This window comes from Tardiphaga sp. 709 (genome assembly GCF_032401055.1).
In the GTDB taxonomy this organism is placed as follows: domain Bacteria; phylum Pseudomonadota; class Alphaproteobacteria; order Rhizobiales; family Xanthobacteraceae; genus Tardiphaga.
In genome coordinates this window covers 3,428,196-3,452,957 of sequence record NZ_CP135529.1, presented here as the reverse complement: position 1 = coordinate 3,452,957, position 24,762 = coordinate 3,428,196, and the positions used below count along the sequence as shown (strand labels likewise).

Annotated in this window: 24 protein-coding genes; 18 read left to right on the top strand and 6 right to left on the bottom strand. The window is 61.3% G+C overall.

The genetic code is table 11. From position 1 onward, the window contains the following. The 6 genes from RSO67_RS16865 (at position 1) to ccoS (ending at position 4,574) form a co-directional block, all read left to right on the top strand. Positions 1–186 carry a cbb3-type cytochrome c oxidase subunit 3 gene (locus tag RSO67_RS16865; protein ID WP_315839806.1) on the top strand — a complete coding sequence of 62 codons (186 nt, stop codon included), beginning with the start codon at positions 1–3 and terminating at the stop codon, positions 184–186. Continuing rightward, on the top strand, positions 177–1,058 hold the full coding sequence (ccoP, locus tag RSO67_RS16860) for a cytochrome-c oxidase, cbb3-type subunit III (RefSeq protein WP_315839805.1): 882 nt from the start codon (positions 177–179) through the stop codon (positions 1,056–1,058). The genes RSO67_RS16865 and ccoP overlap by 10 nt, the downstream gene beginning before the upstream one ends. Then, a complete protein-coding gene (locus RSO67_RS16855; protein ID WP_315839804.1) occupies positions 1,055–1,270 on the top strand; it encodes a hypothetical protein in 216 nt (71 codons plus the stop codon). The genes ccoP and RSO67_RS16855 overlap by 4 nt, the downstream gene beginning before the upstream one ends. Positions 1,271–1,286: 16 nt before the next feature. Further along, entirely contained in the window at positions 1,287–2,087 is an 801-nt protein-coding gene (locus RSO67_RS16850; protein ID WP_315839803.1) for a DUF2189 domain-containing protein, read from the top strand. Between the two features lie 70 nt (positions 2,088–2,157). Next, complete coding sequence (locus tag RSO67_RS16845) at positions 2,158–4,422, top strand: cation-translocating P-type ATPase (protein ID WP_315839802.1); 2,265 nt, start codon at positions 2,158–2,160, stop codon at positions 4,420–4,422. Next, positions 4,419–4,574: a cbb3-type cytochrome oxidase assembly protein CcoS gene (ccoS, locus tag RSO67_RS16840; protein ID WP_089263381.1), complete on the top strand. Its 156-nt coding sequence runs from the start codon at positions 4,419–4,421 to the stop codon at positions 4,572–4,574. The genes RSO67_RS16845 and ccoS overlap by 4 nt, the downstream gene beginning before the upstream one ends. 101 nt (positions 4,575–4,675) lie before the next feature. Here ccoS and RSO67_RS16835 read toward each other — a convergent pair whose 3' ends face one another. Continuing rightward, complete coding sequence (locus RSO67_RS16835) at positions 4,676–5,989, bottom strand: MFS transporter (RefSeq protein WP_315844279.1); 1,314 nt, start codon at positions 5,987–5,989, stop codon at positions 4,676–4,678. Positions 5,990–6,188: 199 nt separating this feature from the next. Here RSO67_RS16835 and cyoA point away from each other — a divergent pair, with 199 nt between their 5' ends. The 7 genes from cyoA (at position 6,189) to RSO67_RS16800 (ending at position 13,210) form a co-directional block, all read left to right on the top strand. After that, entirely contained in the window at positions 6,189–7,355 is a 1,167-nt protein-coding gene (cyoA, locus tag RSO67_RS16830; protein WP_315844278.1) for a ubiquinol oxidase subunit II, read from the top strand. 13 nt (positions 7,356–7,368) lie between these two features. After that, entirely contained in the window at positions 7,369–9,393 is a 2,025-nt protein-coding gene (gene cyoB / locus RSO67_RS16825) for a cytochrome o ubiquinol oxidase subunit I (RefSeq protein ID WP_315839801.1), read from the top strand. After that, positions 9,390–10,022 carry a cytochrome o ubiquinol oxidase subunit III gene (gene cyoC / locus RSO67_RS16820; protein ID WP_315839800.1) on the top strand — a complete coding sequence of 211 codons (633 nt, stop codon included), beginning with the start codon at positions 9,390–9,392 and terminating at the stop codon, positions 10,020–10,022. Before cyoB ends, cyoC begins: the two co-directional genes overlap by 4 nt. After that, entirely contained in the window at positions 10,019–10,408 is a 390-nt protein-coding gene (gene cyoD / locus RSO67_RS16815) for a cytochrome o ubiquinol oxidase subunit IV (protein ID WP_315839799.1), read from the top strand. The genes cyoC and cyoD overlap by 4 nt, the downstream gene beginning before the upstream one ends. Next, positions 10,408–11,229 carry an SURF1 family protein gene (locus tag RSO67_RS16810; protein ID WP_315839798.1) on the top strand — a complete coding sequence of 274 codons (822 nt, stop codon included), beginning with the start codon at positions 10,408–10,410 and terminating at the stop codon, positions 11,227–11,229. The genes cyoD and RSO67_RS16810 overlap by 1 nt, the downstream gene beginning before the upstream one ends. A gap of 84 nt (positions 11,230–11,313) precedes the next feature. Further along, complete coding sequence (locus RSO67_RS16805; protein ID WP_315839797.1) at positions 11,314–12,687, top strand: ATP-binding protein; 1,374 nt, start codon at positions 11,314–11,316, stop codon at positions 12,685–12,687. Beyond that, positions 12,677–13,210 (top strand): response regulator transcription factor, encoded by a 534-nt coding sequence (locus tag RSO67_RS16800; RefSeq protein WP_315839796.1) that lies wholly within the window; start codon positions 12,677–12,679, stop codon positions 13,208–13,210. The genes RSO67_RS16805 and RSO67_RS16800 overlap by 11 nt, the downstream gene beginning before the upstream one ends. 39 nt (positions 13,211–13,249) lie before the next feature. Here RSO67_RS16800 and RSO67_RS16795 read toward each other — a convergent pair whose 3' ends face one another. From RSO67_RS16795 to RSO67_RS16780, 4 genes are read right to left on the bottom strand one after another with little or no spacing between them, the layout of a single operon-like run. Beyond that, complete coding sequence (locus tag RSO67_RS16795; RefSeq protein WP_315839795.1) at positions 13,250–14,689, bottom strand: amidohydrolase family protein; 1,440 nt, start codon at positions 14,687–14,689, stop codon at positions 13,250–13,252. A gap of 8 nt (positions 14,690–14,697) precedes the next feature. Then, a complete protein-coding gene (locus tag RSO67_RS16790; protein ID WP_315839794.1) occupies positions 14,698–15,723 on the bottom strand; it encodes an ABC transporter substrate-binding protein in 1,026 nt (341 codons plus the stop codon). Between the two features lie 27 nt (positions 15,724–15,750). Next, complete coding sequence (locus RSO67_RS16785) at positions 15,751–16,524, bottom strand: ABC transporter permease (protein WP_315839793.1); 774 nt, start codon at positions 16,522–16,524, stop codon at positions 15,751–15,753. Next, on the bottom strand, positions 16,525–17,379 hold the full coding sequence (locus tag RSO67_RS16780; RefSeq protein ID WP_315839792.1) for an ABC transporter ATP-binding protein: 855 nt from the start codon (positions 17,377–17,379) through the stop codon (positions 16,525–16,527). A 163-nt stretch (positions 17,380–17,542) separates the two neighbouring features. Between RSO67_RS16780 and RSO67_RS16775 the strand changes: the two genes are divergently transcribed. Continuing rightward, positions 17,543–18,244, top strand: a complete 702-nt coding sequence (locus tag RSO67_RS16775) for a GntR family transcriptional regulator (RefSeq protein ID WP_093757697.1) — start codon at positions 17,543–17,545, stop codon at positions 18,242–18,244. Between the two features lie 14 nt (positions 18,245–18,258). Here RSO67_RS16775 and RSO67_RS16770 read toward each other — a convergent pair whose 3' ends face one another. Continuing rightward, complete coding sequence (locus RSO67_RS16770; RefSeq protein WP_315839791.1) at positions 18,259–19,653, bottom strand: PLP-dependent aminotransferase family protein; 1,395 nt, start codon at positions 19,651–19,653, stop codon at positions 18,259–18,261. 273 nt (positions 19,654–19,926) lie between these two features. On the opposite strand from RSO67_RS16770, the gene RSO67_RS16765 reads away from it, so the two are divergent. The 4 genes from RSO67_RS16765 (at position 19,927) to RSO67_RS16750 (ending at position 24,706) form a co-directional block, all read left to right on the top strand. Further along, positions 19,927–21,237 carry a hydroxymethylglutaryl-CoA reductase, degradative gene (locus tag RSO67_RS16765; protein WP_315839790.1) on the top strand — a complete coding sequence of 437 codons (1,311 nt, stop codon included), beginning with the start codon at positions 19,927–19,929 and terminating at the stop codon, positions 21,235–21,237. A gap of 166 nt (positions 21,238–21,403) precedes the next feature. Continuing rightward, complete coding sequence (locus tag RSO67_RS16760; RefSeq protein ID WP_315839789.1) at positions 21,404–22,642, top strand: CoA transferase; 1,239 nt, start codon at positions 21,404–21,406, stop codon at positions 22,640–22,642. Continuing rightward, positions 22,642–23,400 carry an enoyl-CoA hydratase/isomerase family protein gene (locus tag RSO67_RS16755; protein WP_315839788.1) on the top strand — a complete coding sequence of 253 codons (759 nt, stop codon included), beginning with the start codon at positions 22,642–22,644 and terminating at the stop codon, positions 23,398–23,400. The genes RSO67_RS16760 and RSO67_RS16755 overlap by 1 nt, the downstream gene beginning before the upstream one ends. A gap of 76 nt (positions 23,401–23,476) precedes the next feature. Beyond that, positions 23,477–24,706 (top strand): ABC transporter substrate-binding protein, encoded by a 1,230-nt coding sequence (locus RSO67_RS16750; RefSeq protein WP_315839787.1) that lies wholly within the window; start codon positions 23,477–23,479, stop codon positions 24,704–24,706. Positions 24,707–24,762 lie beyond the last annotated feature (56 nt).

Below are 24,762 nucleotides of genomic sequence, written 5' to 3'. Positions count from 1 at the left end.
ATGGAGCATGAGACCACCGTCTGGTTCGCGAAATCCTTCGGACTGTTCTACCTGATCGCCATGTCGGTCGGCGTGGTGGTCTATGCCTATTGGCCGAAGAACAAGACGTCGTTCGACTCTGCCGCGCAATCGATTCTCGACCCCTCTGTTGAGGACAAGCCGTATGAGGCGAAGCGATGGCAGTAGAGGAACGCGATCCCGTCTCCGGCTATCTCACCACCGGCCACGAGTGGAACGGCATCAAGGAGCTGAACACGCCGGTGCCGCGTGCGGTGGTCTTCTTTCTTTGGGCGACCTTTCTCTATTCGGTCGTGTACTGGATCCTGATGCCGGCCTGGCCGCTGGGCGTGACCTATACCAAGGGCCTGCTCGGGATCGACCAGCGCAACATCGTGGCCGAGCAGATCAAGGACGCGGCCTCGGACCGCGCCAAGTGGAGCAAGCTGGTCGAAGCCGAAAGCTTCGAAGCTATCCAGGCCGATCCGAAGTTGATGAAGATCGTGAAGCAGACCGGCGCGACGTTGTTCGGCGACAATTGCGCGGCCTGTCATGGCCGCACCGCCGAGGGCGGCAACGGCTTTCCGACGCTGGTGTCGCAGGCCTTTCTGTGGGGCGGTACGCCCGATGCGATCGCCGAGACGATCCGCGTTGGTATCAATTCGCCGCACAAGGATTCGCGGACGTCGCAGATGCCGGCTTTCGGCCGCGACGGGATGCTGAAGCGCGAGCAGATCGACGATGTTGTCGACTATGTCCGCAGCCTGTCGAATCCCGCAGTAGCGAAGGCGATCGCGCCTGCGAAACTTGCCAGCGGCAAGGCGGTGTTCACCGACAATTGCGTCGCCTGCCATGGCGAGAACGCGACCGGCAATATCGAACTCGGTGCGCCGAACCTGCGCGACAATTTCTGGATCTATAGCGGCGACGCCCAGTCGGTCTTCACCACTGTCTGGGGTGGCCGGCAAGGTCACATGCCGAGCTGGGATTCCCGGCTGTCGGCGCTCGATCGCAAGATCCTCGCGCTCTATCTCGTCAACCTCAGGGCTGCCGGGCCATGAATGTAGCAGCGATGAAGCACGTCAACGCGAAGGTCTGGGTCTGGATGGCGATTACTGCCGGTCTGCTACTGGTGCTGATGGCCAATGCGCACATGGTCTATGTGGCGTTCTCGTCGCAGCCCGACTGTATCGATCACGTCAAGCGCGGCGCCAGTGTCGCGGAAGCCGGCAAATTCAGTGCGGCGTCCTCGTCATGCACGCCGCGTCATTGAGATTGCGAGGTCGAAGATGAATCTTCCAGCCGTTGCTCCTCCGCTGCCACCCTCGGTGTCATGGGATCGCCATGTCGCGCCATCCGTCGCCTTTGACTGGCTCAAAGCGGGCTGGCGCGATCTGATGATTATCCCGTCGGCGAGCCTCAGCTATGGCGTGCTGGTTTTCGCGGTCTCGGTTGTCCTGGTGGGTGGATTGTTCGCCTTCGGCTGGGACTACATCCTGTTTCCGGCCTTTGCCGGCTTCATGGTGGTCGGGCCGGTGTTCGCCATCGGACTCTATGAGAAGAGTCGCCGGATCGCCGCGCATGAGCGTGTCTCGCTGTTGCAGATGATCCTCGTCCGGCCGAAGTCGGGCGGGCAGCTGCTGTTCGCGGGCCTCTTGTTGTGCTCGCTAATGCTGGTCTGGATCCGCGCCGCGGTGATCATCTATGCGCTGTTTTTCGGCATGAACCCGTTTCCCGGCCTCGATGGCGTCGCAGCCATGCTGTTCACCACGCCCGTTGGCTGGGCGATGCTGATCGCCGGCACTGCAGTCGGCGGCATCTTTGCGGCATTCTCCTTTGCAATCAGCGTGTTCGCCATTCCCATGCTGCTCAACGAGCGCGTCGATGCGCTCACTGCCATGGGCACCAGCATGGGGATGGTCTGGGCCAATCTGCCGGTCATGCTGACTTGGGCGGGAATCGCGCTGGCTTTGTTCTTGATCAATGTCATGACCGGCCTGCTCGGTATGATCGTCGTGTTTCCCGTGCTCGGTCACGGGACATGGCACGCCTATGTGGCGATGAAGCCGGGTGTCGAGGTGACTGGCTAGAGCATGATCCGGAAAAGTGGGAACCGGTTTTCCGAAAGGATCATGCGCAAAGTGAGAAGCGAGGTCTCCGATGAGTTGCTGTGGCTCAGGAGCAGAATTGGCCATGCTGGCGGCGCCGAACCCGCGCGAAGTGCTGCTGGTCAGCCGTATCATTGCCGGCGGTTTGAGGCAGACCGATCTCTCGGTGCCGGACATTCATTGCGGCGCCTGTATTCGCACGGTCGAACAAGCGCTCGGTGCGCTTGACGGCGTGACATGGGCGCGGGTGAATCTCTCGACGAAGCGCGTCACCATCAAATGGCGCGCCGATGTCGCACCGCCGCCTTTCATCGAAACGCTGCGCAAAGTCGGCTATGAAGCGCATCTATTCGAAGTCGATGGCGACGCCACGGATACGACGCTGTCGGAATTGATCCGTGCGCTCGCGGTGTCGGGCTTTGCGGCGAGCAATATCATGCTGTTGTCGGTGTCGGTGTGGTCCGGTGCCGAGCCTGCGACGCGCGATCTGTTCCACGGCATCTCTGCGCTGATCGCGTTGCCGACGCTGATCTATTCCGGCCGGGTATTCTTTCGCTCGGCCTGGCAGGCGCTGCGTCACGGTCGCACCAATATGGATGTGCCAATCTCGCTCGGCGTGTTGCTGGCCTTTGGCATGAGCCTGTATGAGACCGCGATTCATGGTCCGCATGCCTATTTTGATGCGTCGGTGACGCTGCTGTTCTTCCTGCTGATTGGCCGCACGCTCGATCACATGATGCGTGAGCGCGCACGCGTCGCAGTCAAGGGGCTAGCGCGTCTGGCGGCGCGCGGCGCGCTGGTTCTGCAGAATGACGGTGCGCAGATCTATCTGCCGGTCGGCGAAATCACGCCGGGTATGACCATGATGCTCGCTGCCGGCGAGCGCGTGCCGGTCGACTCCAAGGTGACCAAAGGTCTGTCGGAACTCGACGTCTCGCTGGTATCAGGCGAGAGTGTGCCGCAGCCGGCACTGCCGGGGTCGATCCTGCGCGCCGGCACATTGAATCTGACGGGGCCGCTGACGATTACCGCGACGGCCTCTGCCAACGAGTCGTTCCTGGCCGAGATGCTGCGGATGATGGAAGCCGCAGAGCAGGGTCGTTCGGTCTATCGCCGCATCGCGGATCGTGCAGCCGGGCTTTATGCGCCGGTGGTGCATCTCACCGCGGCTATCACACTCGTCGGCTGGCTCATCGTGTCCGGCGATGTGCATCGCGCGATCACGATTGCCGTCGCGGTGCTGATTATCACCTGTCCCTGCGCGCTCGGCCTCGCGGTGCCGATGGTGCAGGTGGTTGCTGCGCGGCGGCTGTTTGAGAGCGGCATCATGATCAAGGATGGCGGCGCGCTGGAGCGTCTCGCCGAGGTCGATACTGTGGTGTTCGACAAAACGGGTACGCTAACGCTCGGCAATCCCCGCGTCGTCAATGCGGGCACGATCGCGCCCGCAATGCTGGCGCTGGCCGGCGCGATCGCCGCGCATTCACGTCATCCCTATTCGCGTGCACTCGCTGCTACCGTTTCAACAACGACGACTCCGATTGCGCTCGATGATGTCTCCGAACATCCGGGCTGCGGCATGGAAGCGCGTTTCGGCGGCAGCGTGCTGCGCCTCGGGCGGCCGGAATGGGCCCTCACCGATACCAGCGGTATGGATCTCGATGACTCGTCCGTCGTGCTGTCGCGCGACGGACGATGCGTGGCGGATTTCCGCTTCGAGGATCGGTTGCGCGCGGGCGCGGCTGAAACCGTCGGCAACTTGAAGCACGATGGGCTCGCCGTCGAGGTTGTCTCGGGCGATCGCGAGACGCCGGTGCGGACACTCGCTGCAGGCATGGGCGTGCCATATCTCGCCGGCGTACTGCCGGGCGGCAAGGCGGCGCATGTGGCGAAGCTGGCATCCGCCGGCAAGAAGGTGCTGATGGTTGGCGACGGCCTCAATGACACGCCGGCGCTGATGGCCGCGCATGCGTCGATGGCGCCGGCATCGGCCGCCGATGTCGGGCGCAACGCCGCAGATCTCGTCTTTCTGCGCGAGGATTTGTCGGCCGTGTCTCAGGCCATCGCGGTCTCGCGCGAGGCTGGGCATCTGGTGCGGCAGAATCTCGCGCTGGCAGTCGGCTACAATCTCATTGCGGTGCCGATCGCGATCATGGGCCATGTCACGCCGCTGGTCGCCGCGATTGCGATGTCCGGTTCGTCCATCGTGGTGGTCGCCAATGCGCTGCGGCTGCGTGGCCGCGGCAAGTCCGACAAGTCCCAGGGCACAAGCGCATCAACACCGCGTATGTCAGTCAGAATGGAGCCGGCGGAATGACGGATTATTTCTATCTGATCCCGATCGCCATCGGGCTTGGCCTGTGCGGCCTCGCGGCGTTCCTGTGGTCGTTGAAGTCAGGTCAGTATGACGATCTGCAGGGCGCTGCCGAACGCATCCTGCACCAGGATGATGTGCCGCTGTCGCATTAGCGAAGCAGATGCCGGTTTGCGTCAGGGAAACGAGCCAGAACAAAAAGAAAGAGCCCCGGTTCTGTTCAGAACCGAGGCTCTTTCTTTAGCGGCAGTGTTGCTTATGGCTGGATCGCCGAGGCGTCGCGGCTGGCGAACTGCCGGTTGATCGAGATCGCAAGCAGGGTCACGACGGCGCCCGACAGCAGATACACGCCCGACGAGGACAGGCCGAAGCGGCTCGACATCACCAGCGCCACGAATGGCGCGAAGCCGGCGCCGAACAGCCAGGCAAGGTCGGTGGTGAGCGCCGAACCGGTGTAGCGGAAACGCTTCGAGAAGCTCGATGCGACCGAGCCCGACGACTGACCGAGCGACAGGCCGAGCAGGATGAAGCCGGTCACCATGAAGGCCAGTTCGCCGACGATGCCGCCGTCCAGCATCTGCGGTGCGAAGCCGCTGAATACGGCGATGGCAATCGCCGAACCGGTCAGCAGCGTGCGGCGACCGACCTTGTCGGCGACATAGCCCGACACGATCATGGCGATGATGCCGAACACGGCGCCGATACATTCGACGATCAGGAAGCGGCCGGGTGCTTCGCGGGTGAACAGAAACACCCATGAGAGCGGGAACACCGTGACCATGTGAAACAGTGCGAAGCTCGCCAGCGGTGCGAAGGCGCCGATGACCACGGTGCGGCCCTGCTGGGCAATCGTCTCGGTGATCGAAGACGGCTCGAGTTCGCGGGCTTCGAACAGTTCGGTGTAGCCGGGCGTCACCACCATGCGCAGGCGCGCGAACAGGGCGACGACGTTGATGGCGAAAGCAACGAAGAACGGATAGCGCCAGCCCCAGTCGAGGAAGTCATCAGCGGACAGTGTGTCGACGAAGAAGGCGAACAGCGCGCTCGCCACCAGAAGGCCGATCGGGGCGCCGAGCTGCGGGATCATGGCGTACCAGCCCTTCTTGCCTTCCGGCGCATTCAGCGCCAGCAGCGAAGCAAGACCGTCCCAGGTGCCGCCCCAGGAAATGCCCTGGCCGATACGTGCAGCAGCCAGCAGCCAGGCCGATGCGACGCCGATGGATTCGTGACCGGGCAGGAAGGCGATGGCGACGGTGGCAACGCCGAGCAGAAACAGCGCGATGGTCAGCTTGGCGCCCTTGCCCTGGCTGCGATCGATAGCTGTGAAGATCATTGTGCCGATCGGGCGGGCGATGAACGCCAGCGAAAAGATCGCAAAGGAATAGAGAGTGCCGGTCAGAGGATCGAGATAGGGGAAGACGAGCTTCGGAAACACCAGCACCGAGGCGATCGCATAGACGAAGAAATCGAAGAACTCGGAAGTTCGGCCGATGATCACGCCGATGGCGATCTCGCCCGGGTTGACCTCGCCGTGGCCATCCGCGAGCAGAAGGCGTGCGTCCCGTTCCATCGTCGATGACGTCTGCGCCATTTTCTCTATCCGTCGGTGGTGTGTTGAAAGTAATGCAATCGACGCCCAAAGGGCGACGCGAGGTTGACGATTTGTCGCGAACCGCGTCTTCGGACCATTGGACAAATTGTCCAATGTTGCCCTGCAGCAAATGCGCCTAACCGTGCGCGCGAACGAACATTATCGAATGGGTAACACCTTGAGCCGCCTACGGATACTCCTTTTGCTGCCCTTGGTTGCCTTGCTGGGCGGATGCAATTTCGTCGTGATGAATCCTGCGGGCGACATCGCAGTGCAGCAACGCGATCTCGTGGTCATTTCCACGGTGTTGATGCTGCTGATCATCGTGCCGGTGATGGCCCTGATTGTGTTCTTCGCCTGGAAGTACCGGCAGTCGAATGCTGACGCGAAATACGAGCCGGACTGGGATCACTCGACCCATCTCGAGCTCGTCATCTGGTCGATGCCCCTCCTCATCATCATCTGTCTCGGCGCGGTGACCTGGTCCAGCACGCATCTGTTAGACCCGTATCGTCGGCTCGACCGGATTGCGCCCGGCAATGCTGCGAGCCTTCTTGAGCCGCTGCAGGTCGAAGTCGTCGCGCTCGACTGGAAGTGGCTGTTCTTCTACCCGGAATACGGCATTGCTACGGTCAATGAACTGGCCGCGCCGGTCGATCGTCCGGTGCGCTTCAAGATCACTGCTTCGTCGGTGATGAACTCTTTCTATATCCCCGCGCTCGCCGGCCAGATCTATGCGATGCCCGGCATGGAAACCAAGCTGCACGCGGTCATCAACAAGGCTGGCGTTTATGACGGCTTCTCGGCGAACTATAGCGGCGCTGGCTTCTCCGGCATGCGCTTCAAGTTCCATGGCGTCGATCAGGCCGGCTTCGATGCCTGGATCGCCAAGGCCAAGGCGAGCAATGAGACGCTGAGCCGCGAGGCCTATCTGGATCTCGAAAAGCCCAGCGAGAATGTGCCGGTTCGTCTCTACAAGGAAGTCGCGCCTGACCTCTACAAGGCGATCCTCAACATGTGCGCCCAGCCCGGCAAGATGTGTATGAGCGAGATGATGGCGATGGATGCGAAGGGTGGTCTGGGCCTCGCCAGCGCCCGCAATATCCTGCCGCTGAAGTACAATATCTCGATGCTCGACGGCACAAGCTCGACCAAGAACTACGTCGCCAGCGTCTGTACCCTTGCCGAAGCCGCACGCGAAGCAGCCGATCACCGCTCGACGACGACTCCGCTCGACCCGACGCCGGTCACCGGTGCCGGTCTCGCGCGCCCCGGTGCCGCCCCCGCGCCGTTCAATTTCACGCCTGCGCCGTCGCCTGCCGAGCGGCGCGCTTCTAACACCTGATCGGGTCGATCTAATGTCTGATACAGCCGTAGTGGCAAATACCGGGCTTGCGAAGTTCATCTTCGGCCGCCTGACGCTTGAGTCGTTTCCTTATCATGAGCCGATTCTGGTCGCGACTTTCGCGATGGTCGCACTCGGCGGCATCGTGCTGCTGGCTGCGCTGACCTATTTCAAGCTGTGGGGCTATCTCTGGAAGGAGTGGTTCACCAGCGTGGACCACAAGAAGATCGGCATCATGTATATGGTGCTCGGCATCATCATGTTGCTGCGCGGTTTCGCCGACGCCATCATGATGCGCGCCCAGCAGGCCATGGCCTTCAATGGCTCCGACGGTTTCCTGCCCGCCCATCACTACGATCAAGTGTTCACGGCGCATGGCGTGATCATGATCTTCTTCGTGGCGATGCCACTGGTCACCGGCCTGATGAACTACATCGTGCCGCTGCAGATCGGCGCACGCGACGTGTCGTTCCCGTTCCTGAACAATTTCAGCTTCTGGATGACCACCGGCGGCGCCATCCTCGTCATGATGTCGCTGTTTGTCGGTGAATTCGCCAAGACCGGCTGGCTGGCTTATCCGCCGCTGTCGAATATCGGCTACAGTCCGGATGTCGGCGTCGACTATTACATCTGGGCGCTACAGGTCGCCGGTGTCGGCACGACACTATCGGGCATCAACCTGATCGCGACCATCGTGAAGATGCGCGCGCCCGGCATGACCATGATGAAGATGCCGATCTTCACCTGGACCTCGCTCTGCACCAACGTCCTGATCGTCGCGTCCTTCCCGATCCTGACCGCCGTACTCGCGCTGCTGTCGCTGGATCGTTACGTCGGCACCAACTTCTTCACGAACGATCTCGGCGGCAACCCGATGATGTACGTGAACCTGATCTGGATCTGGGGCCATCCGGAAGTCTACATCCTGATCTTGCCGCTGTTCGGCGTGTTCTCGGAAGTGACCTCGACCTTCTCGGGCAAGAAGCTGTTCGGCTACACTTCGATGGTTTACGCCACGCTGGTCATCACGATCCTGTCCTATCTCGTCTGGTTGCACCACTTCTTCACCATGGGCTCGGGCGCCAGCGTGAATTCCTTCTTCGGCATCACGACCATGATCATCTCGATCCCCACGGGAGCGAAGATATTCAACTGGCTTTTCACGATGTATCGCGGCCGCATCCGGTTCGAACTGCCGATGATGTGGACAATCGCGTTCATGCTGACCTTTGTGATTGGCGGCATGACCGGCGTTCTGCTCGCAGTGCCCCCGGCCGACTTCGTGCTGCATAACAGCCTGTTTCTGATCGCTCACTTCCACAACGTGATCATCGGCGGTGTGGTGTTCGGTATCTTCGCGGCCATCAATTTCTGGTTTCCGAAGGCCTTCGGCTTCAAGCTCGATCAGTTCTGGGGCAAGGTATCTTTCTGGGGCTGGGTCCTCGGCTTCTACTTCGCCTTCATGCCGCTCTATGTGCTTGGTCTGATGGGCGTCACGCGCCGCCTGCGCACCTTCGACGATCCGTCGCTGCAGATCTGGTTCGTCATCGCCGCTTTTGGTGCGGTTCTGATCGCCATTGGCATCGGTGCTTTCCTCGTCCAGATCGCCGTCAGCATCTGGAATCGCGAGAAGCTGCGCGACACCACGGGAGATCCCTGGAACGGGCGTACGCTGGAATGGGCAACCTCGTCGCCGCCGCCGGATTATAACTTCGCTTTCACCCCGGTCATTCACGACAATGACTCGTGGTGGGACATGAAGCGCCGCGGCTATACGCGTCCGCTGGAAGGCTTCAGGCCCATCCACATGCCGAAGAACACCGGTACCGGCGTGATCCTCTCTGTCCTGGCCACCGCGATGGGCTTCGCTCTGATCTGGTACATGTGGTGGCTCGCGGCCTTGAGCTTTATTGCCATCGTAGGCGTCGCGATTTTCCACACCTTCAACTACAACCGTGACTTCCACATCCCGGTGGAGGACGTCATCCGTACCGAAGGCGAGCGTACGAAACTTCTCGCAGTACAGGCCGCGTCATGAACGTAACGACTCAAACGATAAACGGCACCGAAGTCCCTGTCTTCTACGTCGTCGACGAACACGATCATCCGGCCGGCTCCAGCACCATGCTGGGCTTCTGGCTCTACCTGATGAGCGATTGCCTCATCTTCGCGATGCTGTTCGCCACTTTCGGCGTACTCGGTGGCAGCTATGCGGCGGGACCCGGGCCGAAGGATCTGTTCGACCTCAACCTGGTCGCGCTTAACACCGCGATGCTGCTGTTCTCATCGATCACTTACGGCTTCGCGATGCTGGAGATGATGAAGGGCAGAGTGAAGTCGACCCAGATGTGGCTCGGCATCACCGGCCTGTTCGGTCTCGCATTCCTGTGCATCGAACTCTATGAGTTCCATCACATGATCCATGAAGGTGCTGGCCCTTGGCGGAGCGCCTTCCTGTCGTCCTTCTTCACGCTGGTCGGCACCCACGGTCTGCACGTCACCTTCGGCATCATCTGGCTGGTCACGCTGATGGTGCAGGTCGCTCGCTTTGGCCTGATCGAGGCGAACCAACGCCGGCTGATGTGCCTGAGCATGTTCTGGCATTTCCTCGACGTCGTCTGGATCGGCGTCTTCACCTTTGTTTATCTGCTGGGAGTGCTGCGATGAGCGCCGATGCACATGCCGCGCACGGACATGGTCACGATGACCACGGCCACGATGACGGCCGCGACCATGGTTCGTTCAGGTCGTATATGACCGGCTTCGTCCTCTCGGTCATCCTTACCGCCATTCCGTTCTGGCTGGTGATGACGGGTGCGATCGGGAACAAGAACTGGACCATCGCGATCATCGTTGCGTTCGCTGTGGTGCAGATCGTGGTTCACATGATCTACTTCCTGCACATGAACGCGACGTCGGATGCCGGCTGGACCATGATGGCGCTGATCTTCACGATCATCATCGTCGTGATTGCGCTGAGCGGTTCGCTCTGGGTGATGTATCATCTCAACGTCAACATGATGCCGGTTCACGACATGAGGAATATGCCCTGATGGCCATGGTGCGTGCCAACGACGGGATCGTCGTGGGCCGCCCGGCCAGACAGGAGTCGTCTGAATCGAAAGTTGAGTCTGGGCGGTCGCCGCGTCGCGCGACGACGCTCACGGTGCTGGGTCTGCTGGCACTGCTCGGCATCGCGGGATTGACCGCGCTGGGCATCTGGCAGGTCGAACGCCGCGCCTGGAAACGGGATCTGATCGCACGTGTCGATCAGCGCAGCCACGCCGCGCCCGAAGCTGCACCCGGGCCTGCGGCGTGGCCTGCGATCAATCGCAGTGACGATGAATATCGCCGCGTCAGCGTCACCGGGCGGTTCATACCGAGTGCCGATACTCTGGTGCAGGCGGTCTCGGATCTCGGCGCCGGCTTCTGGGTGTTGACCCCGTTGCGCGCCGAAGCCGGCTACACCGTACTGGTGAACCGGGGTTTCGTCAGCCCGGATGAGCGCAAAGCCGGCGCATTCGCGGCGCCCGCGACGCCGGTGTCGGTAACCGGACTGCTGCGCGTCACCGAACAGAAGGGCGGGTTCCTGCGCTCAAATGATCCCGCTGCCCAGCGCTGGTATTCCCGCGATGTCGAGGCTATTGCCGACAGCCAAAAGCTCGGCGCCGTCGCACCCTACTTCATCGATGCCAATGCCGCACTGGACGCACCGGGTCAGCCCCATGGCGGCCTGACTGTGATCGCCTTCCCGAACAACCACGTGGTCTATGCCATCACCTGGTTCGGCCTCGCTTTGATGCTGGCCGGCGCTGCGCTGTTCGTCGCCCGCGACGAGTGGCGGATTCGGAAAAAATCACTACCTCGCGTATGACGTCATGGATGGCGCGCCGGCTCGATTGAGGCCGGCCGATCGAGCTGACGGGGCGCGATGCCGGGTTTGGGAGCAGAGAGCAAGGTGGGCACACCAGACGTCACTGGCGTCAGTGCGGTTGCCGCGTCACCAGTCGACGCGACGGGTGTCACCACACCCGTTGCAGTCGCGGCTCTGCCGCTCGACGAGACCACCAATATCAAGAACATCAATCTGCTGATCCAGTTGCGCTGGATCGCAGTGGTCGGGCAGGTTCTGACTATCGGCTTCGTGCATCTGGTGATGGGAATTGCGTTGCCGTGGATGGCCATGGTGGCGGTGCTGTGTGGCTCGGTATTCCTCAATGTCATCAGCCAGGAGTGGCTGCGCCAGCAGACCGACGCGCGTGACCGCGAACTACTTCTGCTCCTGCTGCTCGACGTGGCGGCGCTGACGATGCAGCTCTATCTGAGCGGTGGTGCGACAAATCCATTCGTATCGCTCTATCTGCTGCAGGTGACGCTCGGAGCAATGCTGTTGAACGGTCGCTCGACCTGGGTTGTGGTCGTTGTCGCCTGTCTGTGTTTCGCCGGACTGATTGTCTTTCATCGCCCGTTGGAGCTACCGGACACGCTGCGTGACAACCTGTTCCAGTTGCACATTATAGGCATGCTGATCTGTTTCGTGCTGGATGCGGCGCTCATCGTCGTTTTCATGACGCGCATCGCAAAAAACCTGCGCGAGCGGGACGAGGGTCTCGCAGCGCTGCGCCAGCAAGCCGCGGAGGAAGATCATATCGTGCGCATGGGCCTGCTCGCCTCTGGTGCCGCGCATGAACTCGGTACGCCGTTGGCGTCGCTGTCGGTCATCCTCAGCGACTGGCGCCGCATGCCGGCGCTCGCCAAAGATCCCGAGCTGATGGAAGAGATCGCTGAAATGCAGGCCGATGTGCAGCGCTGCAAATCGATCGTCACCGGCATCCTGATGTCTGCGGGCGACATGCGCGGTGAAGCGCCTGCAGTTACATCCGTGCACGATTTCTTCAGTGAGCTGGTCGAGGAATGGCGCATCGCGCGCTCGAGCAGAACTCTGGTTTATGAGAACCGGTTTGGCGAAGATATGCCGATCGTTTCGGATTCCGCGTTGAAGCAGATGATCTTCAACGTACTCGACAATGCGAATGAAGTATCGCCGCTCTGGATTCGTCTTGCCATCGAGCGGGATGAAGACCAACTGGCGCTGAAGGTCAGCGACATGGGACCGGGTTTCGCCAAGGAGATGCTGGCGAATCTCGGAAAACCCTACAATTCAAGCAAGGGTCAGTCCGGGCGGGGACTCGGTCTGTTTCTGGTGGTCAATGCCGTCCGCAAACTGGGCGGTGCAGTGGTGGCGGAGAATCGTCCCGTAGGCGGCGCCCTCGTGTCGTTGTCGCTACCACTGTCCGCCCTCGCGATTGGAGCGCGTAAACATGTCGGATGAACGTCTGCTGATCATTGTCGAGGATGACGAGGGTTTCGCGCGTACGCTGAAGCGCTCGTTCGAGCGCCGCGGCTATACCGTGCTGCATGCCGCCGGCTTCGAGACGTTGACCGAGGTTCTTGGCGACAAGAGACCGGGCTATGCGGTGGTCGATCTCAAGCTCGCGGGCGCCTCGGGCCTCGCCTGCGTCGAGGTGTTGCATGCGCTCAGTCCGGAGATGCTGGTCGTCGTGCTCACAGGCTATGCCAGCATCGCCACGGCTGTGGAGGCGATCAAGCTCGGTGCGTGTCATTACCTTGCCAAGCCCTCGAACACCGACGACATCGAGGAAGCCTTCCAGAAAGCGACCGGCGATGTGCAGGTGGCGCTCACGGAGCGCCCGACCTCTATCAAGACGCTGGAATGGGAGCGCATTCACCAGACGCTGGTGGAAAGCGACTTTAATATTTCGGAGACCGCGCGTCGTCTCGGCATGCATCGCCGCACGTTGGCGCGAAAGCTTGAAAAGCGTCAGGTGAATTGAAAGATCCCACTGTTCAGTGGGCTGGTAGCATCCTTGCTGCTAGCAACACCCCTGTTGCCGGAACCAGTGCGATACGGCGCTTTCGAACGGCGCCCAGGCACGTTCGAAAGCCTTGAACTGCGGCACGCTCTTGCGATAGAGCCCGCGCAACTCGGTCTCCATAGCCTCCAGATCGACGCCGGTTGGCTTGCCATCGCGGCTGATGATGCGGCCATTCACGACGACATCGCGGACGCAACTCGAATTGCCGCGGGCAAACAGCATGTCGATCGGATCGCCCGGCATGATGGCATCGCGGTCGAGCTGGCCGATGTCGAGCGTCACGAAATCCGCGACTTCTCCGGCCGCGAGTGTGCCAGGGCCTGGTGCGCCGATCGACTTGCGGCCGTTGCGGATGGCGAGCGCGAGAAACTCCGCCCGGCTCCAAGTGCGGTCGAAGCCGAGGCCGTCATGCGCCATCTGCACGAGGCGCATCTCGCGGATCGCATCGTCGTCCTCGTCGAGGGCAACGCCGTCGATGCCCACAGCAATCGGGCAGCCGCGGCGATGGGCATCAGCAATCGGCGCAAGACCGGAATGCAAATGGAGATTGGAGCTGAAGTTCGTCACGATGGTCGTGCCGGACTCGGCGATCATGTCGAGTTCGTCCGGACGGGCATGAATGCAATGCGCCAGCGTCAGTCGGTTCGACAGCAGGCCGATCTCCTTGAGAAAGCGCACCACGCCGCCGGGAAATGCCCGGTCCGCCCATTGCCGTTGATAGATGGTCTCGAGCAGATGCATATGGACGCGCCGGCCCGTGGTGGCAGAGCGTTCGGCAATCGCTTCGAGCAAGGCAGGCGAGCACCACTGGACGCCGGCCGGGCCGAATTGCACATCGATCATCGGCCCGGCAATGGCGGCCTGAATGGCTTCGACGCGGTCGAGATATTCTGATGGTGTCGGGCTCGGGCGGACGAACAGTTCCTGGATGGTGCTGCGATCGTTCTCGGGCAGTGCGGCAAGCACGTCTGTGCCGTCGCCATAGACGATTGGATTCTGGTCGCGCACGGCCAGCGCGAAGGCTAGCCGGATGCCAACATCGCTGGCGGCTTTTGCGATCGCGATCGACTCGTCGAGGATCGGCATTTTGCCGCTCGGGCGGGTGTAATGAATCATCGCTCCGCCGCAGCCTGCTCGCGCCGAACGGGCGAGCGATACGGCGGCGGCGAGATAGGGATCGGGCGGTGTGCCGAAGGCTGACCGTGCGATCCATGATTCCAGCGGCATATTTGACGCGCCGAAGGACGTCATGGACGGTCGTGCGTGGTCGTGGGCATTGACCAGTGCGGGAATGATCAGGTGGTTCGTCTGCGGCGAAATGCTTGCACCGGTTGAGATACTCGTGATCAGGCCATCCGCATGATGGATGCTGGCCTGAGGCACGAGACCCCGATCTATGCCGGTGAAGATATGAGCCGCAGACAGAACCTCAGTCATGGACGTAATCAGTTCTTCGTATAGATGAGCTCGCGCTCGGCGCGCGGCGGCAGGAATTCGCGGGAGAAGATTTCCTGTGGGGTCGGCGTGCGGCTGAGGCCGTAGCCCTCCACAACCATGCCGATGGCGCGGGCCATGCGATCGTCCTTGATGTCGCCGGTGCCGATTTCCTTCATCTCCGGCGTGACGATCAGCTTCTCGAAGGCATATTGCAGGCGGCGCTTTTCGACAGGGATGTCGATGAGGTTATCAAAGGTGGCGATCGCCTTGAGGGCTTCGTTTTGGTCCTTGGCGACCGCGAGATGCCCCTTGTTGATGGCGCGCACGAGGCCGGCAACGGCCTTCGGATTCTCCTTCAGCAGCTTCTTCGACACCATCACGCCGTTGGAATACAGGTCGAGGCCGTAGTCACCGAAGGTGAACCACTTGAAGTCCTTCTCCGGATCCTGACGGTTCAGCACTAGGTTGAAGTAACTGGTGATATTGAAGACGAGGGCGGCGTCGATGTCGCCCTTGATCAGCATCGGCTCCTGCAGATTGGGCGCCATGTTCGATACTTTGATCTTGTCGCCAGCGAGGCCGTTCTTCTGGATGAAGACCGGCAGCAGGCGGGTCGTCGGCGTGCCCTGCGCGCCGCCCAGCGTGCGGCCTTCGAAATCCTTGATGCTATTGATGCCGCTGGTGTTCTTGGTCACGATGGCGAAGGGTGGCTGGTTCCACATCTGATACACCATCACCGGCGAATCCTGCGGACGCGTCGAGGCGTTCTGGATAATGGCATTGACGTCGCCGAAGCCGGCATCCCAGGCGCCGGACATAATGCGCGTCACCGTCGCGCCGGAGCCTTCGCCCTGGTCGATCACCACGTTGAGGCCCTCTTCCTTGAAGAAGCCCTTCTCCTTCGCATAGAGGAAGGCGGCGTCGGCGCCCTGGGTCTTCCAGCCCAGCGTGAACTTGATGGTCGTCTCCTGAGCGAAGGCGGAGCCTGTGAGCAGGACGCTGCCCACGGCGAGGGCGGTCAATCTCTTCAACATGACGTTCTCCTGGTTGGTGAGAGGTGATTAGGTCGCAACGAGATCGTTCTTGCGCGTGGCCCAGCCGGTCACGCGCGCCTCGATCAGAGAGAAAATGACGTAGAGCGCCACGCCAAGGATCGCGAGAATGAACAGGCAAGCGAAGACGAGCGGGACGTTGAAGTTCGACGATGCGCTCATCATCACATTGCCGATGCCGCGATTGGACGCGACAGTTTCTGCCAGAACGGCGCCAACGAAGGCGTAGCTGACAGCGACTTTGAGCGAGGCGAAGAAGAACGGCATGGTGCGCGGCAGGCCGACATTCCACAGAATGTCCATCTTGCTTGCGCCAAGGGCCTTCAGCACGTCCTCGAGTTCCGGCTCGGTGGTGGCGAGACCGGTCGCGATGTTGACGACGATGGGGAAGAAGCAGATCGACAGTGCAGTCAGAATCGCAGGCACGGAGCCGGAGCCGAACCACAGAACGAAGATCGGCACGACGGCGACTTTCGGGATCGACGAGAAGCCGACCAGCAGCGGATAGGCGGTGTCATAGGCGACTTTCGAGACGCCGATGATTGCACCGAGCACCACGCCGAGGCCGACGCCGAGCGCGAAGCCGGCCATGGTGGTGCTGAGGGTCTGGATGATATGCGGCCACAACACCGGGAGGCGCGCGATCAGTGTCGCGAGAACATCGGTCGGGCGTGGCAGGATCAGATCGGACATGCCCGAGACGATGCAGAACAGCTGCCATCCCGCGAAGAATGCGACGATTAGTCCGAACGACCAGAGTTTCTGACGGAGGCCGAGATTCATTTATGCCTCTTGCGTGGCCGGAGCATTGCTCCGCGCATTGACGATGAGGTCGCGCAGACGCTGGTTCAGCGCAACGAAGTCGGGCTCGAAGGTCATCGGGATGGTGCGCGGGCGCGGAAAGTCCACCGCGCTGTCGTCGAGGATACGGCCTGGGCGCGCGCTCATCACGCAGATGCGGCTGGCGAGGAAGCCGGCCTCGCGGAGATCGTGCGTTACGAGCAGCACTGTTGGTTTGTGTTGCAGCCAGAGGCTCTGGAGGATCGACCAGAGCTCTTCCTTGGTGAACTGGTCGAGTGCGCCGAACGGTTCGTCCAGCAGCAGCATGCGCGGCTCATGAATCAGCGCGCGGCACAGATTGGCTCGCTGCAGCATGCCGCCGGACAACTGCCAGGGATATTTGTTGCCGAAATCCTTGAGGCCGACCTGGGCCAGCAATGCATGGGCCTTGTCGCGAAATTCGCCTTTGCGCTTCTGCCGATACTCGGACCGGAACGGCTCCACGATCTTGAGCGGAAGCATGATGTTCCGCTCAATGGTCAGCCAGGGCAGCATGGTCGGGTTCTGGAACGCCATGCCGATCCGCAGCGCCTTGGCAGCGACCTCGCGGCCGCCGACGATGACGACGCCGGTGGTGGGGCGGAGCAGATTGCTGACGAGCTTGAGGATCGTCGACTTGCCGCAGCCGGAGGGGCCGACAAGGGCAAGGAATTCGCCATCGGGAATGCTAAGGTTGGTCTCGGCGAGCGCCGGCGTGGCGGTCGGGCCGCGGCCGAACGTTACGGAGGTTGCGGACAGCTCAACGGCGGTCGGTCTGCGTTGGCCCTCGGCGGGCCCATTTTCTTGCATACTTGTCATAGCAATAAGTGCATGCAATTGGGGTGCCACTTGAGTCCGGGGCGAAACGTTGTCATTTTACGTTCGCTCGCCATTCCATGCGGAATTATTGGGCATCTACTCTCTTAGATTGCATGCACTTCGGGCAAAGCTCACGTGCAGCGATCACGATAGGTCTGACTGAATGCCAGAAGCGCCGAATTCAAAAGACAAGGTTGGGATGATCTGCCGCGCGCTGCGGCGGGCGATCATCGAGCAGGCTCTGGAACCCGGCGCCAAGCTTCCCGAGGACTCTCTGGGTGAGCGCTTCGGCGTTAGCCGCACCATTGCGCGCTATGCACTCGGGCAACTGGCGTCCGAGGGGCTTGTGGAGCTGCGACGTAACCGCATCGCGGTGGTGGTGACGCCGAGTTGGCAGGATGCGCGGGACATCTTCGACATCCGGATGGATCTCGAACGGCTGATCGTCCGCAAGATCGCCGGCAAGCTCAGCAGCAGCCAGATCGCGCGCCTCAAGGCGCATGTCGAGGCGGAGCGCGAGGCGCATGACGGGCCGAACGCCGTGTCTATTCGCCTGGCGACTGAATTTCACATCATGCTGGCGTCGATGACCAACAGCCCGGTGCTGGTCCGTTATGTCAGCGAGATCGCCTATCGCTGCTGTCTGACACTGTCGCTGTTCAGCCGGCCGCATTCGTCGGAATGCGGCATCAGCGAGCATATCGCGATCATCGAAGCGCTGCAGGAGGGCGATGCCAACAAGGCGATGTCGCTGATGCATTCGCATCTGGACTCGGTCGCCAACCGCGCGCTGGTGGAGCCGACCCCGGCGCGGGGCCGGGATCTGCTGGATGTGCTGGCTCCCTATACCGAGGAAGCGACCTGAAGGCGTCGCGGCGTCTATTGCAGCCGGCGCAGCAGAAATTCGTAGAATTTCGGATTATCCGCCCGCGACACATTGATCCTGATCGCCCGCGCCAGCGGGCTGTTCTTGTCGAGGCAGAACAGGCTTCCCGGCGCGATGAAGATGCTGTCCTTCGCGCCTTCGCGCGCCAGCGCCATGTCGTCGATTCCGTCCGGCAGCAGCAGATACAGGTAATAGCCCGTGCGTGCGTCGGCATAGAGATGATGTCCGCCGCGCACGAGATTGGCGCGCACCTGACCCATGGCGGCTTCACTCCGCTGTCCCAGCCGCTTCAGGTGCCGCTCATAGTGGCCGTCCGCGAGCAGCCGGTGCAGCAGCCGCTCCACATGGCCGGAACTGTTGACGGTGGTGAGCATCTTCAGTTCGGCCAGCGTCGCGATGCGGTCGCTGCGGGCCGCAATGAAGCCCGATCGCAGGCTCGCCGACAGTGTCTTCGAAAAGGTCCCGATCGAGATCACATTGTTCAACTGATCGAGCGTCGCCAGCCGGCTGTTCACCGCGATAGGCAGATCGGCAAACGGGTCGTCCTCGACGATCACGAGGTTCGATCGCATCGCCGTCTGAAGCACCGCATGCGCCACGGGCAGCGTGATCGATCCTCCGGTCGGGTTGTGGCCAAGCGACTGCGTGAAAAACAGCTTCGGCCGCTCCGACTGGATCTTTGCGGCGAGGTCGTCGACATCCGGCCCATCCGCCAGGCGGCGAACGCCGACGATGCGAACCTGCGCCAGCGTGAGCTTTGCGAACAGAGGATAATAGCCGGGCTCGTCCACCAGCACCGTATCGCCAGGCGACAGCATCGCGCGGATGATCAAGTCGAGCGCGTGATTGGCTCCGAATGTGAGCAGAAGCCCGTCTTCCTTCACCGCGATTTGCTGGGCTTGCAGCCGCAATGCAATCTGTTGTCGGAGCGGCAGGAATCCGAGTGCGGAGCCATAGGCGTCAGCGGCGACCGGCAGGATCCGTCCGGTCCCGCTCAGATGGCGCTTGATCTCCGATTGCTCCGTCCACGAAGCCGGCGGCCGTCCGTCGCCGACGCGGATCTCGAAATTCTGCGAGAGCTGGGCGCTCAGCAGCGATGCGATGTCGACGGCTTCGCTCACGTGTTTCGGTCGCCCGCCATCATCGCCGCGGTAGATGACCACGAAACCGGAGCCTGCCTTTGCCGCGACGAGATTGCCAAGCACCAGTCGGTCATAGGCTTCGACCACGGTGTTCTTCGACACGCCAAATTCCCCCGCGGCCTTTCTGATCGAGGGCAGGCGGTTGCCTTCCGGCAATGCGCCGGAGAGGATTCGTACACGCAACCGGCTGGCCAAAGTCTCGGCCAGCGTTGTGCTGCGATCGGACGGCTCACGAGAAGTGGTCAAGCAATGCCTCCAGGTGCAGTGCTGGACGGTCCATCGGAACCGTACCTTTCTCCAAGAGCGACAAGATTGAATTCAATCGTCCAGTCTCATGTCTTCGCGCAGATGAACCTGGTCTGCGCTCCATTTGCGCGGAAGGATGCTGCATCGGCGAATAGAGAGGTCAAATCGCCATGGGTACAGTCTAGGACAATATTTCAGAACTGTCTCTTTCGGACGGCATCCGCGGATGCCTAACGTGCCGCCAACAGAAGACCCTGTATGGGAGGCGCCGCAATGGCCGGTTCAAAGTCGGGCGAACAGCCCGGAAAGATCAATTCGCGTTTGGAAAACCTGCGCAATCTCGCGCCTGCCGAAAGGCTGGACCGTGTGATCGACGCGACCTTACTCGGTGACACCGAGCGCGCGGCCTTCGGCCCCGGCGCGCTGCCGCTCGAACTCGCCAATGGCATGATCGAGAATGTCATCGGCACGTTCGAACTGCCGGTCGGTATCGCCACCAATTTCACCGTGAACGGCCGCGATTATCTGATCCCGATGGCCGTCGAAGAACCTTCGGTGGTGGCCGCGGCGTCCTATATGGCACGCATCGTGCGCAAATGCGGCGGTTTCCAGACCTCAAGCTCCGCGCCGATCATGCGTGCGCAGGTGCAGGTACTGGGTGTCACCGATGTGCATGGCGCCCGCGCCCGCGTATTGCGTGAGCGCGATGCCATCATCGAGGCGGCCAATGCCAAGGACAAGGTGCTGATCTCGCTCGGCGGCGGCTGCCGCGACGTCGAGGTGCATGTGTTCGAAGACACGCCGGTGGGGCCGATGATGGCCGTGCATCTCATCGTCGACGTGCGCGACGCCATGGGCGCCAACACCGTCAACACGATGGCCGAGACGGTCGCGCCGATGATCGAGAAGATCACCGGCGGCGAGGTGCGTCTTCGTATTCTATCGAATTATGCGGATCTGCGCATTGCGCGCGCCATGGTGTCGGTGACGCCGGAAGCGTTGAAGACCGACGAATATAGCGGCGAGCGTATCGCCCGCGGCATCGTCGAGGCCTGCGCGTTTGCAATCGTCGATCCCTACCGCGCCGCGACCCATAACAAGGGCATCATGAATGGTATCGATCCCGTCGTGGTCGCCACCGGCAATGATTGGCGTGCCATCGAGGCCGGCGCCCATGTCTGGGCCTCGCGCTCCGGCCGCTACACCTCGCTCACCAATTGGGAAATCGATGGCAAGGGCAATCTCGTTGGCACCATTGAGATGCCGATGGCGCTCGGCCTTGTCGGCGGTGCCACCAAGACCCATCCCGCCGCGCGAGCGGCCCTGAAGATACTTGGCGTGCAGAGTGCGCAGGAACTGGCGGAAGTCGCCGTTGCCGTCGGTCTGGCGCAGAACATGGGCGCGCTTCGTGCGCTGGCCACCGAAGGCATCCAGAAGGGGCACATGGCACTGCATGCGCGCAACATCGCCATCGTCGCCGGCGCCACCGGTGACGAGATCGAGAAGGTCGCGGCCGCGCTCGCCGCCAATCACGACGTGCGTGTTGATCGCGCCAAGGAAGTTCTCGAGAAGCTGCGTTCGTAAAAAGTGGAGGCGTTTTAACGCCACTTTGTGCAACGCAACTTCGTGCAGGCGTCACGGCCTGCACGGCCGCCGGGTATGAAAATGTATCTTCGATACTCATGCTCTTGTACGAAAATCATGCGTGCCGATGTTGTCGGCGGACATTCGTATGGACTGGGAGGATGATGTGAACACAGCAGAAAAGATAGATGGGCTCAAGGAGCGCAGCGGTCCTCTCAAGGGCGTGACGGTGCTTGACATCACACGTGTTGTCGCAGGTCCATTCTGCTCGATGTTGTTCGCAGACCTGGGTGCCACCGTGATCAAGGTGGAGCATCCCGGAGAGCCGGATTATGCGCGGACCTTTCCACCCTTCGTCGGCAACGACGATGAGCAACTCAGCGCCTTCTTCACACAGTTCAACCGCAACAAGAGGGGCATCACGCTCAATCTCAAATCCGATGATGGCAAGGCCCTGCTGAAGAAACTGGTGCAGAAGGCCGACATCCTCGTCGAGAACTTCCGCCCTGGCACAATGGACAAGCTTGGCCTCAGCTACGAGGTGCTGCGCGAGATCAATCCCAGGCTCGTCTACACCGCGATCAGTGGCTTCGGCCGCACAGGTCCAAATTCATCCAAGCCGGCCTATGACAATACGGGGCAGGCGGCCGGCGGGCTGTGGTCGATGAATGGCTATGCCGACATGCCGCCCGTTCGCGTCGGCACGATCATCGGCGACCTCGCCGCTTCCCTCTATGCGGCTATCGGAACGCTCGCAGCATTGCGAGAAGCAGAGAAGACCGGCGTCGGTCAGGTGGTCGATGTGTCTCAGCAAGACTCCGTGCTGACACTGACCGAGAACGCCGTGGTCCGTTACACCGCGCAGAAAGAGATAGCTTCGCCACTGGGCAACGATCATCCGTTCGTTCGGCCCTATGGCCAGTTTCCCTGCAAGGACGGCTACGTTTTCTTCGGCGGTTACACCGACAAGTTCTGGGCGATTACCTGCGCGCTGTTCGGCGAGCCGGAACAGGCCAAAGATCCGGCCATCGATACGATGGAGAAGCGGTTCGATCACGCGGTGGCAGAGACCAGGGTCAAGCCGCTGCTGGAACGCTGGTTCGCGAACTACACCAAGGCCGAACTCGAGGAGATGGCGGGCGACAAGATCCCGCTCAGCGCCATCAAGACCATCGCCGAGGTCGTCGAAGATCCGCATATCGCCGCACGCAACATGATCGTCGACGTTCCGATCGCCGGAAAGCTGATCGGCATGTTCGGTCTGCCGATCAAGCTATCCGGTGCGGGGCAGATGTCGTTCGAAAAAGCGCCGCTGCCTGGCGAGGACAATGCAGAGGTTCTCTCCCGGTTGGCGGATGTCACGGCGACCGAACTGGCGCGTCTCAAGGCGTCGGGAGCGATCTGATGGCGATTGATTTCACCAAGGACAGTCACGTCGCAACGGTCCGGATCAACCGGCCGGACAAGATGAATGCGCTGACGCTCGCCATGTATGATGACCTCGGCCGGGCATTCCACGCCATCAAGGATGACGATGAGATCCGGGCCGTGGTGCTGACCGGTGCGGGCGATCGCGCCTTCTGCGTCGGTGCTGACCTCCGGGAGTCTATTCCTGCACTCGCCGCGGACACGATCGACATCTCGGCCTGGGATCCGGCCCATATCAAGTTTCGCGGATTCTATAAGCCGGTCATCAGCGCCATTCGCGGCATGTGCATGGGCGGCGGGTTCGAGATCATGCTGGCGACGGACATCCGGATCGCGGCGCGCGACGCTGTCTTTCAACTGCCCGAACCGAAGCACGGTTTCGTACCGGCGGGAGGCACGCTCGTGCGCCTGGTCCGGCAGATCGGCTACGCGCATGCCATGGAGATCATGCTGACGGCGGAGCGCTTTTCCGCGGATGACATGCTTGCCAAAGGCGTCGTCAACCGGGTTGTCGATTCCGATCAAGTCGAACTGCTGGCCTATGAGATGGCAGCCAGGATTGCGGCACTGAGTCCGATCGCCATCCAGACCATCAAGGAAGCGGCGCTGACGCTTCAGGATCTGCCGCTCGCAGAAGCATTTCGCGTGGAGGCCGCGCTCGGTCAGCGCACCTTCACAAGTGCGGATGCCAAGCGTGGTCTGGCTGCGTTTGCGAACAGAGGAAACGAGAAGTGACGATGCGATAGGTCCCTGGAGAGATCGCGCGTCGCAGGCGTATTGAAAAATCAAAAACGTAAAAGGGGTGGATGATATGAAACGATCTGAACTGGGTGCGTGCTTTACGACGGTGATTGCCAGCGTTTTTCTTTGCACCGCCTCTGCTTCGGCGCAGAACGCACAGGTCTCGGATGGCGTCGTCCGTGTCGGCGTGATCGAGGATATGTCGGGCGTCTATGCCGACATTACCGGCAAGGGTGCCGTAACTGCGGCGCAGATGGCGGTGGAGGATTTCGGCGGCAAGGTCCTCGGCATGCCGATCGAAGTCGTATTCGCAGATCACCAGAACAAGCCCGATATTGCTGCCAACGCTGCACGCAAATGGTTCGATACCGACAAGGTTGATGCCATTCTCGACGTTGCGTCGTCGTCGCCTGCCTTGGCTGTGCTCGAGATCGCCAAGGAGAAGAAGAAGATCATCACGCTGAGCTCGCCGGGGTCGACCCGGATCACGAATGAGGTGTGTGGACCCTATGTGGTTCATTGGGCCTACGACACATTCGCGATCGCGAACAGCACCGGTAAAGCGCTTGTCAGCCAGGGTTTCGATACCTGGTATTTCGTGACGGCGGACTATGCGTTCGGTCAAGGCCTCGAGAAGGACACCGGCGATGTCGTCAAGGCATCGGGCGGCAAGGTCGCCGGTGCGACGAAACACCCGGTCGGGACCGCGGATTTCGCCTCCGTCCTGCTGCAGGCACAGTCGTCCAAGGCCAAGGTGGTGGCGCTCGCCAATGCCGGCGGGGACACCATCAATTCGATCAAGCAGGCGGCAGAGTTCGGCTTGACGGCAGGCGGCCAGAAGCTCTCGGCACTGGCCGGATTTATCAACGACGTTCACGGTCTCGGGCTGAAGGAGGCCCAGGGGCTGACGATCACCGAAGCGTCGTATTGGGACATGAACGACGAGACGCGGAAGTGGTCGAAGCGCTTCTACGGGAAGGTGAACGCCATGCCGAACATGCTTCAGACCGGCACATATTCATCGGTACTGCATTATCTGAAGGCCGTTCAGGCCGCCGGCACCGACAGCACCGAAGAGGTGATGAAGAAGATGCGTGAACTGCCCGTCGATGACGTGTTCTACAAGAACGGCAAGATCCGCGAAGACGGTCGTATGGTCCACGACATGTATCTGTTCGAGGTGAAGAAGCCGAACGAGTCCAAGGCGCCCTGGGATTACTACAAGCTGCTCGCCACGATCCCCGCAGATCAGGCCTTCCAGCCGTTGGAGCAGTCGCGCTGCCCGCTGGTAAAAAAGTAGGATAAACGCAAAAAGGCCCGCCAAGAATGGCGGGCCTTTTCAATCTTATCTCCGGG

Excerpts from the sequence above, each read along its gene's own strand:
- RSO67_RS16865 (WP_315839806.1), top strand. The coding sequence starts at position 1 with ATGGAGCATGAGACCACCGTCTGGTTCGCGAAATCCTTCGGACTGTTC.
- ccoP (WP_315839805.1), top strand. The coding sequence starts at position 177 with ATGGCAGTAGAGGAACGCGATCCCGTCTCCGGCTATCTCACCACCGGC.
- RSO67_RS16855 (WP_315839804.1), top strand. The coding sequence starts at position 1,055 with ATGAATGTAGCAGCGATGAAGCACGTCAACGCGAAGGTCTGGGTCTGG.
- RSO67_RS16850 (WP_315839803.1), top strand. The coding sequence starts at position 1,287 with ATGAATCTTCCAGCCGTTGCTCCTCCGCTGCCACCCTCGGTGTCATGG.
- RSO67_RS16845 (WP_315839802.1), top strand. The coding sequence starts at position 2,158 with ATGAGTTGCTGTGGCTCAGGAGCAGAATTGGCCATGCTGGCGGCGCCG.
- ccoS (WP_089263381.1), top strand. The coding sequence starts at position 4,419 with ATGACGGATTATTTCTATCTGATCCCGATCGCCATCGGGCTTGGCCTG.
- RSO67_RS16835 (WP_315844279.1), bottom strand. The coding sequence starts at position 5,989 with ATGGAACGGGACGCACGCCTTCTGCTCGCGGATGGCCACGGCGAGGTC.
- cyoB (WP_315839801.1), top strand. The coding sequence starts at position 7,369 with ATGTCTGATACAGCCGTAGTGGCAAATACCGGGCTTGCGAAGTTCATC.
- cyoC (WP_315839800.1), top strand. The coding sequence starts at position 9,390 with ATGAACGTAACGACTCAAACGATAAACGGCACCGAAGTCCCTGTCTTC.
- cyoD (WP_315839799.1), top strand. The coding sequence starts at position 10,019 with ATGAGCGCCGATGCACATGCCGCGCACGGACATGGTCACGATGACCAC.
- RSO67_RS16810 (WP_315839798.1), top strand. The coding sequence starts at position 10,408 with ATGGCCATGGTGCGTGCCAACGACGGGATCGTCGTGGGCCGCCCGGCC.
- RSO67_RS16800 (WP_315839796.1), top strand. The coding sequence starts at position 12,677 with ATGTCGGATGAACGTCTGCTGATCATTGTCGAGGATGACGAGGGTTTC.
- RSO67_RS16795 (WP_315839795.1), bottom strand. The coding sequence starts at position 14,689 with ATGACTGAGGTTCTGTCTGCGGCTCATATCTTCACCGGCATAGATCGG.
- RSO67_RS16790 (WP_315839794.1), bottom strand. The coding sequence starts at position 15,723 with ATGTTGAAGAGATTGACCGCCCTCGCCGTGGGCAGCGTCCTGCTCACA.
- RSO67_RS16785 (WP_315839793.1), bottom strand. The coding sequence starts at position 16,524 with ATGAATCTCGGCCTCCGTCAGAAACTCTGGTCGTTCGGACTAATCGTC.
- RSO67_RS16780 (WP_315839792.1), bottom strand. The coding sequence starts at position 17,379 with ATGACAAGTATGCAAGAAAATGGGCCCGCCGAGGGCCAACGCAGACCG.
- RSO67_RS16775 (WP_093757697.1), top strand. The coding sequence starts at position 17,543 with ATGCCAGAAGCGCCGAATTCAAAAGACAAGGTTGGGATGATCTGCCGC.
- RSO67_RS16765 (WP_315839790.1), top strand. The coding sequence starts at position 19,927 with ATGGCCGGTTCAAAGTCGGGCGAACAGCCCGGAAAGATCAATTCGCGT.
- RSO67_RS16755 (WP_315839788.1), top strand. The coding sequence starts at position 22,642 with ATGGCGATTGATTTCACCAAGGACAGTCACGTCGCAACGGTCCGGATC.
- RSO67_RS16750 (WP_315839787.1), top strand. The coding sequence starts at position 23,477 with ATGAAACGATCTGAACTGGGTGCGTGCTTTACGACGGTGATTGCCAGC.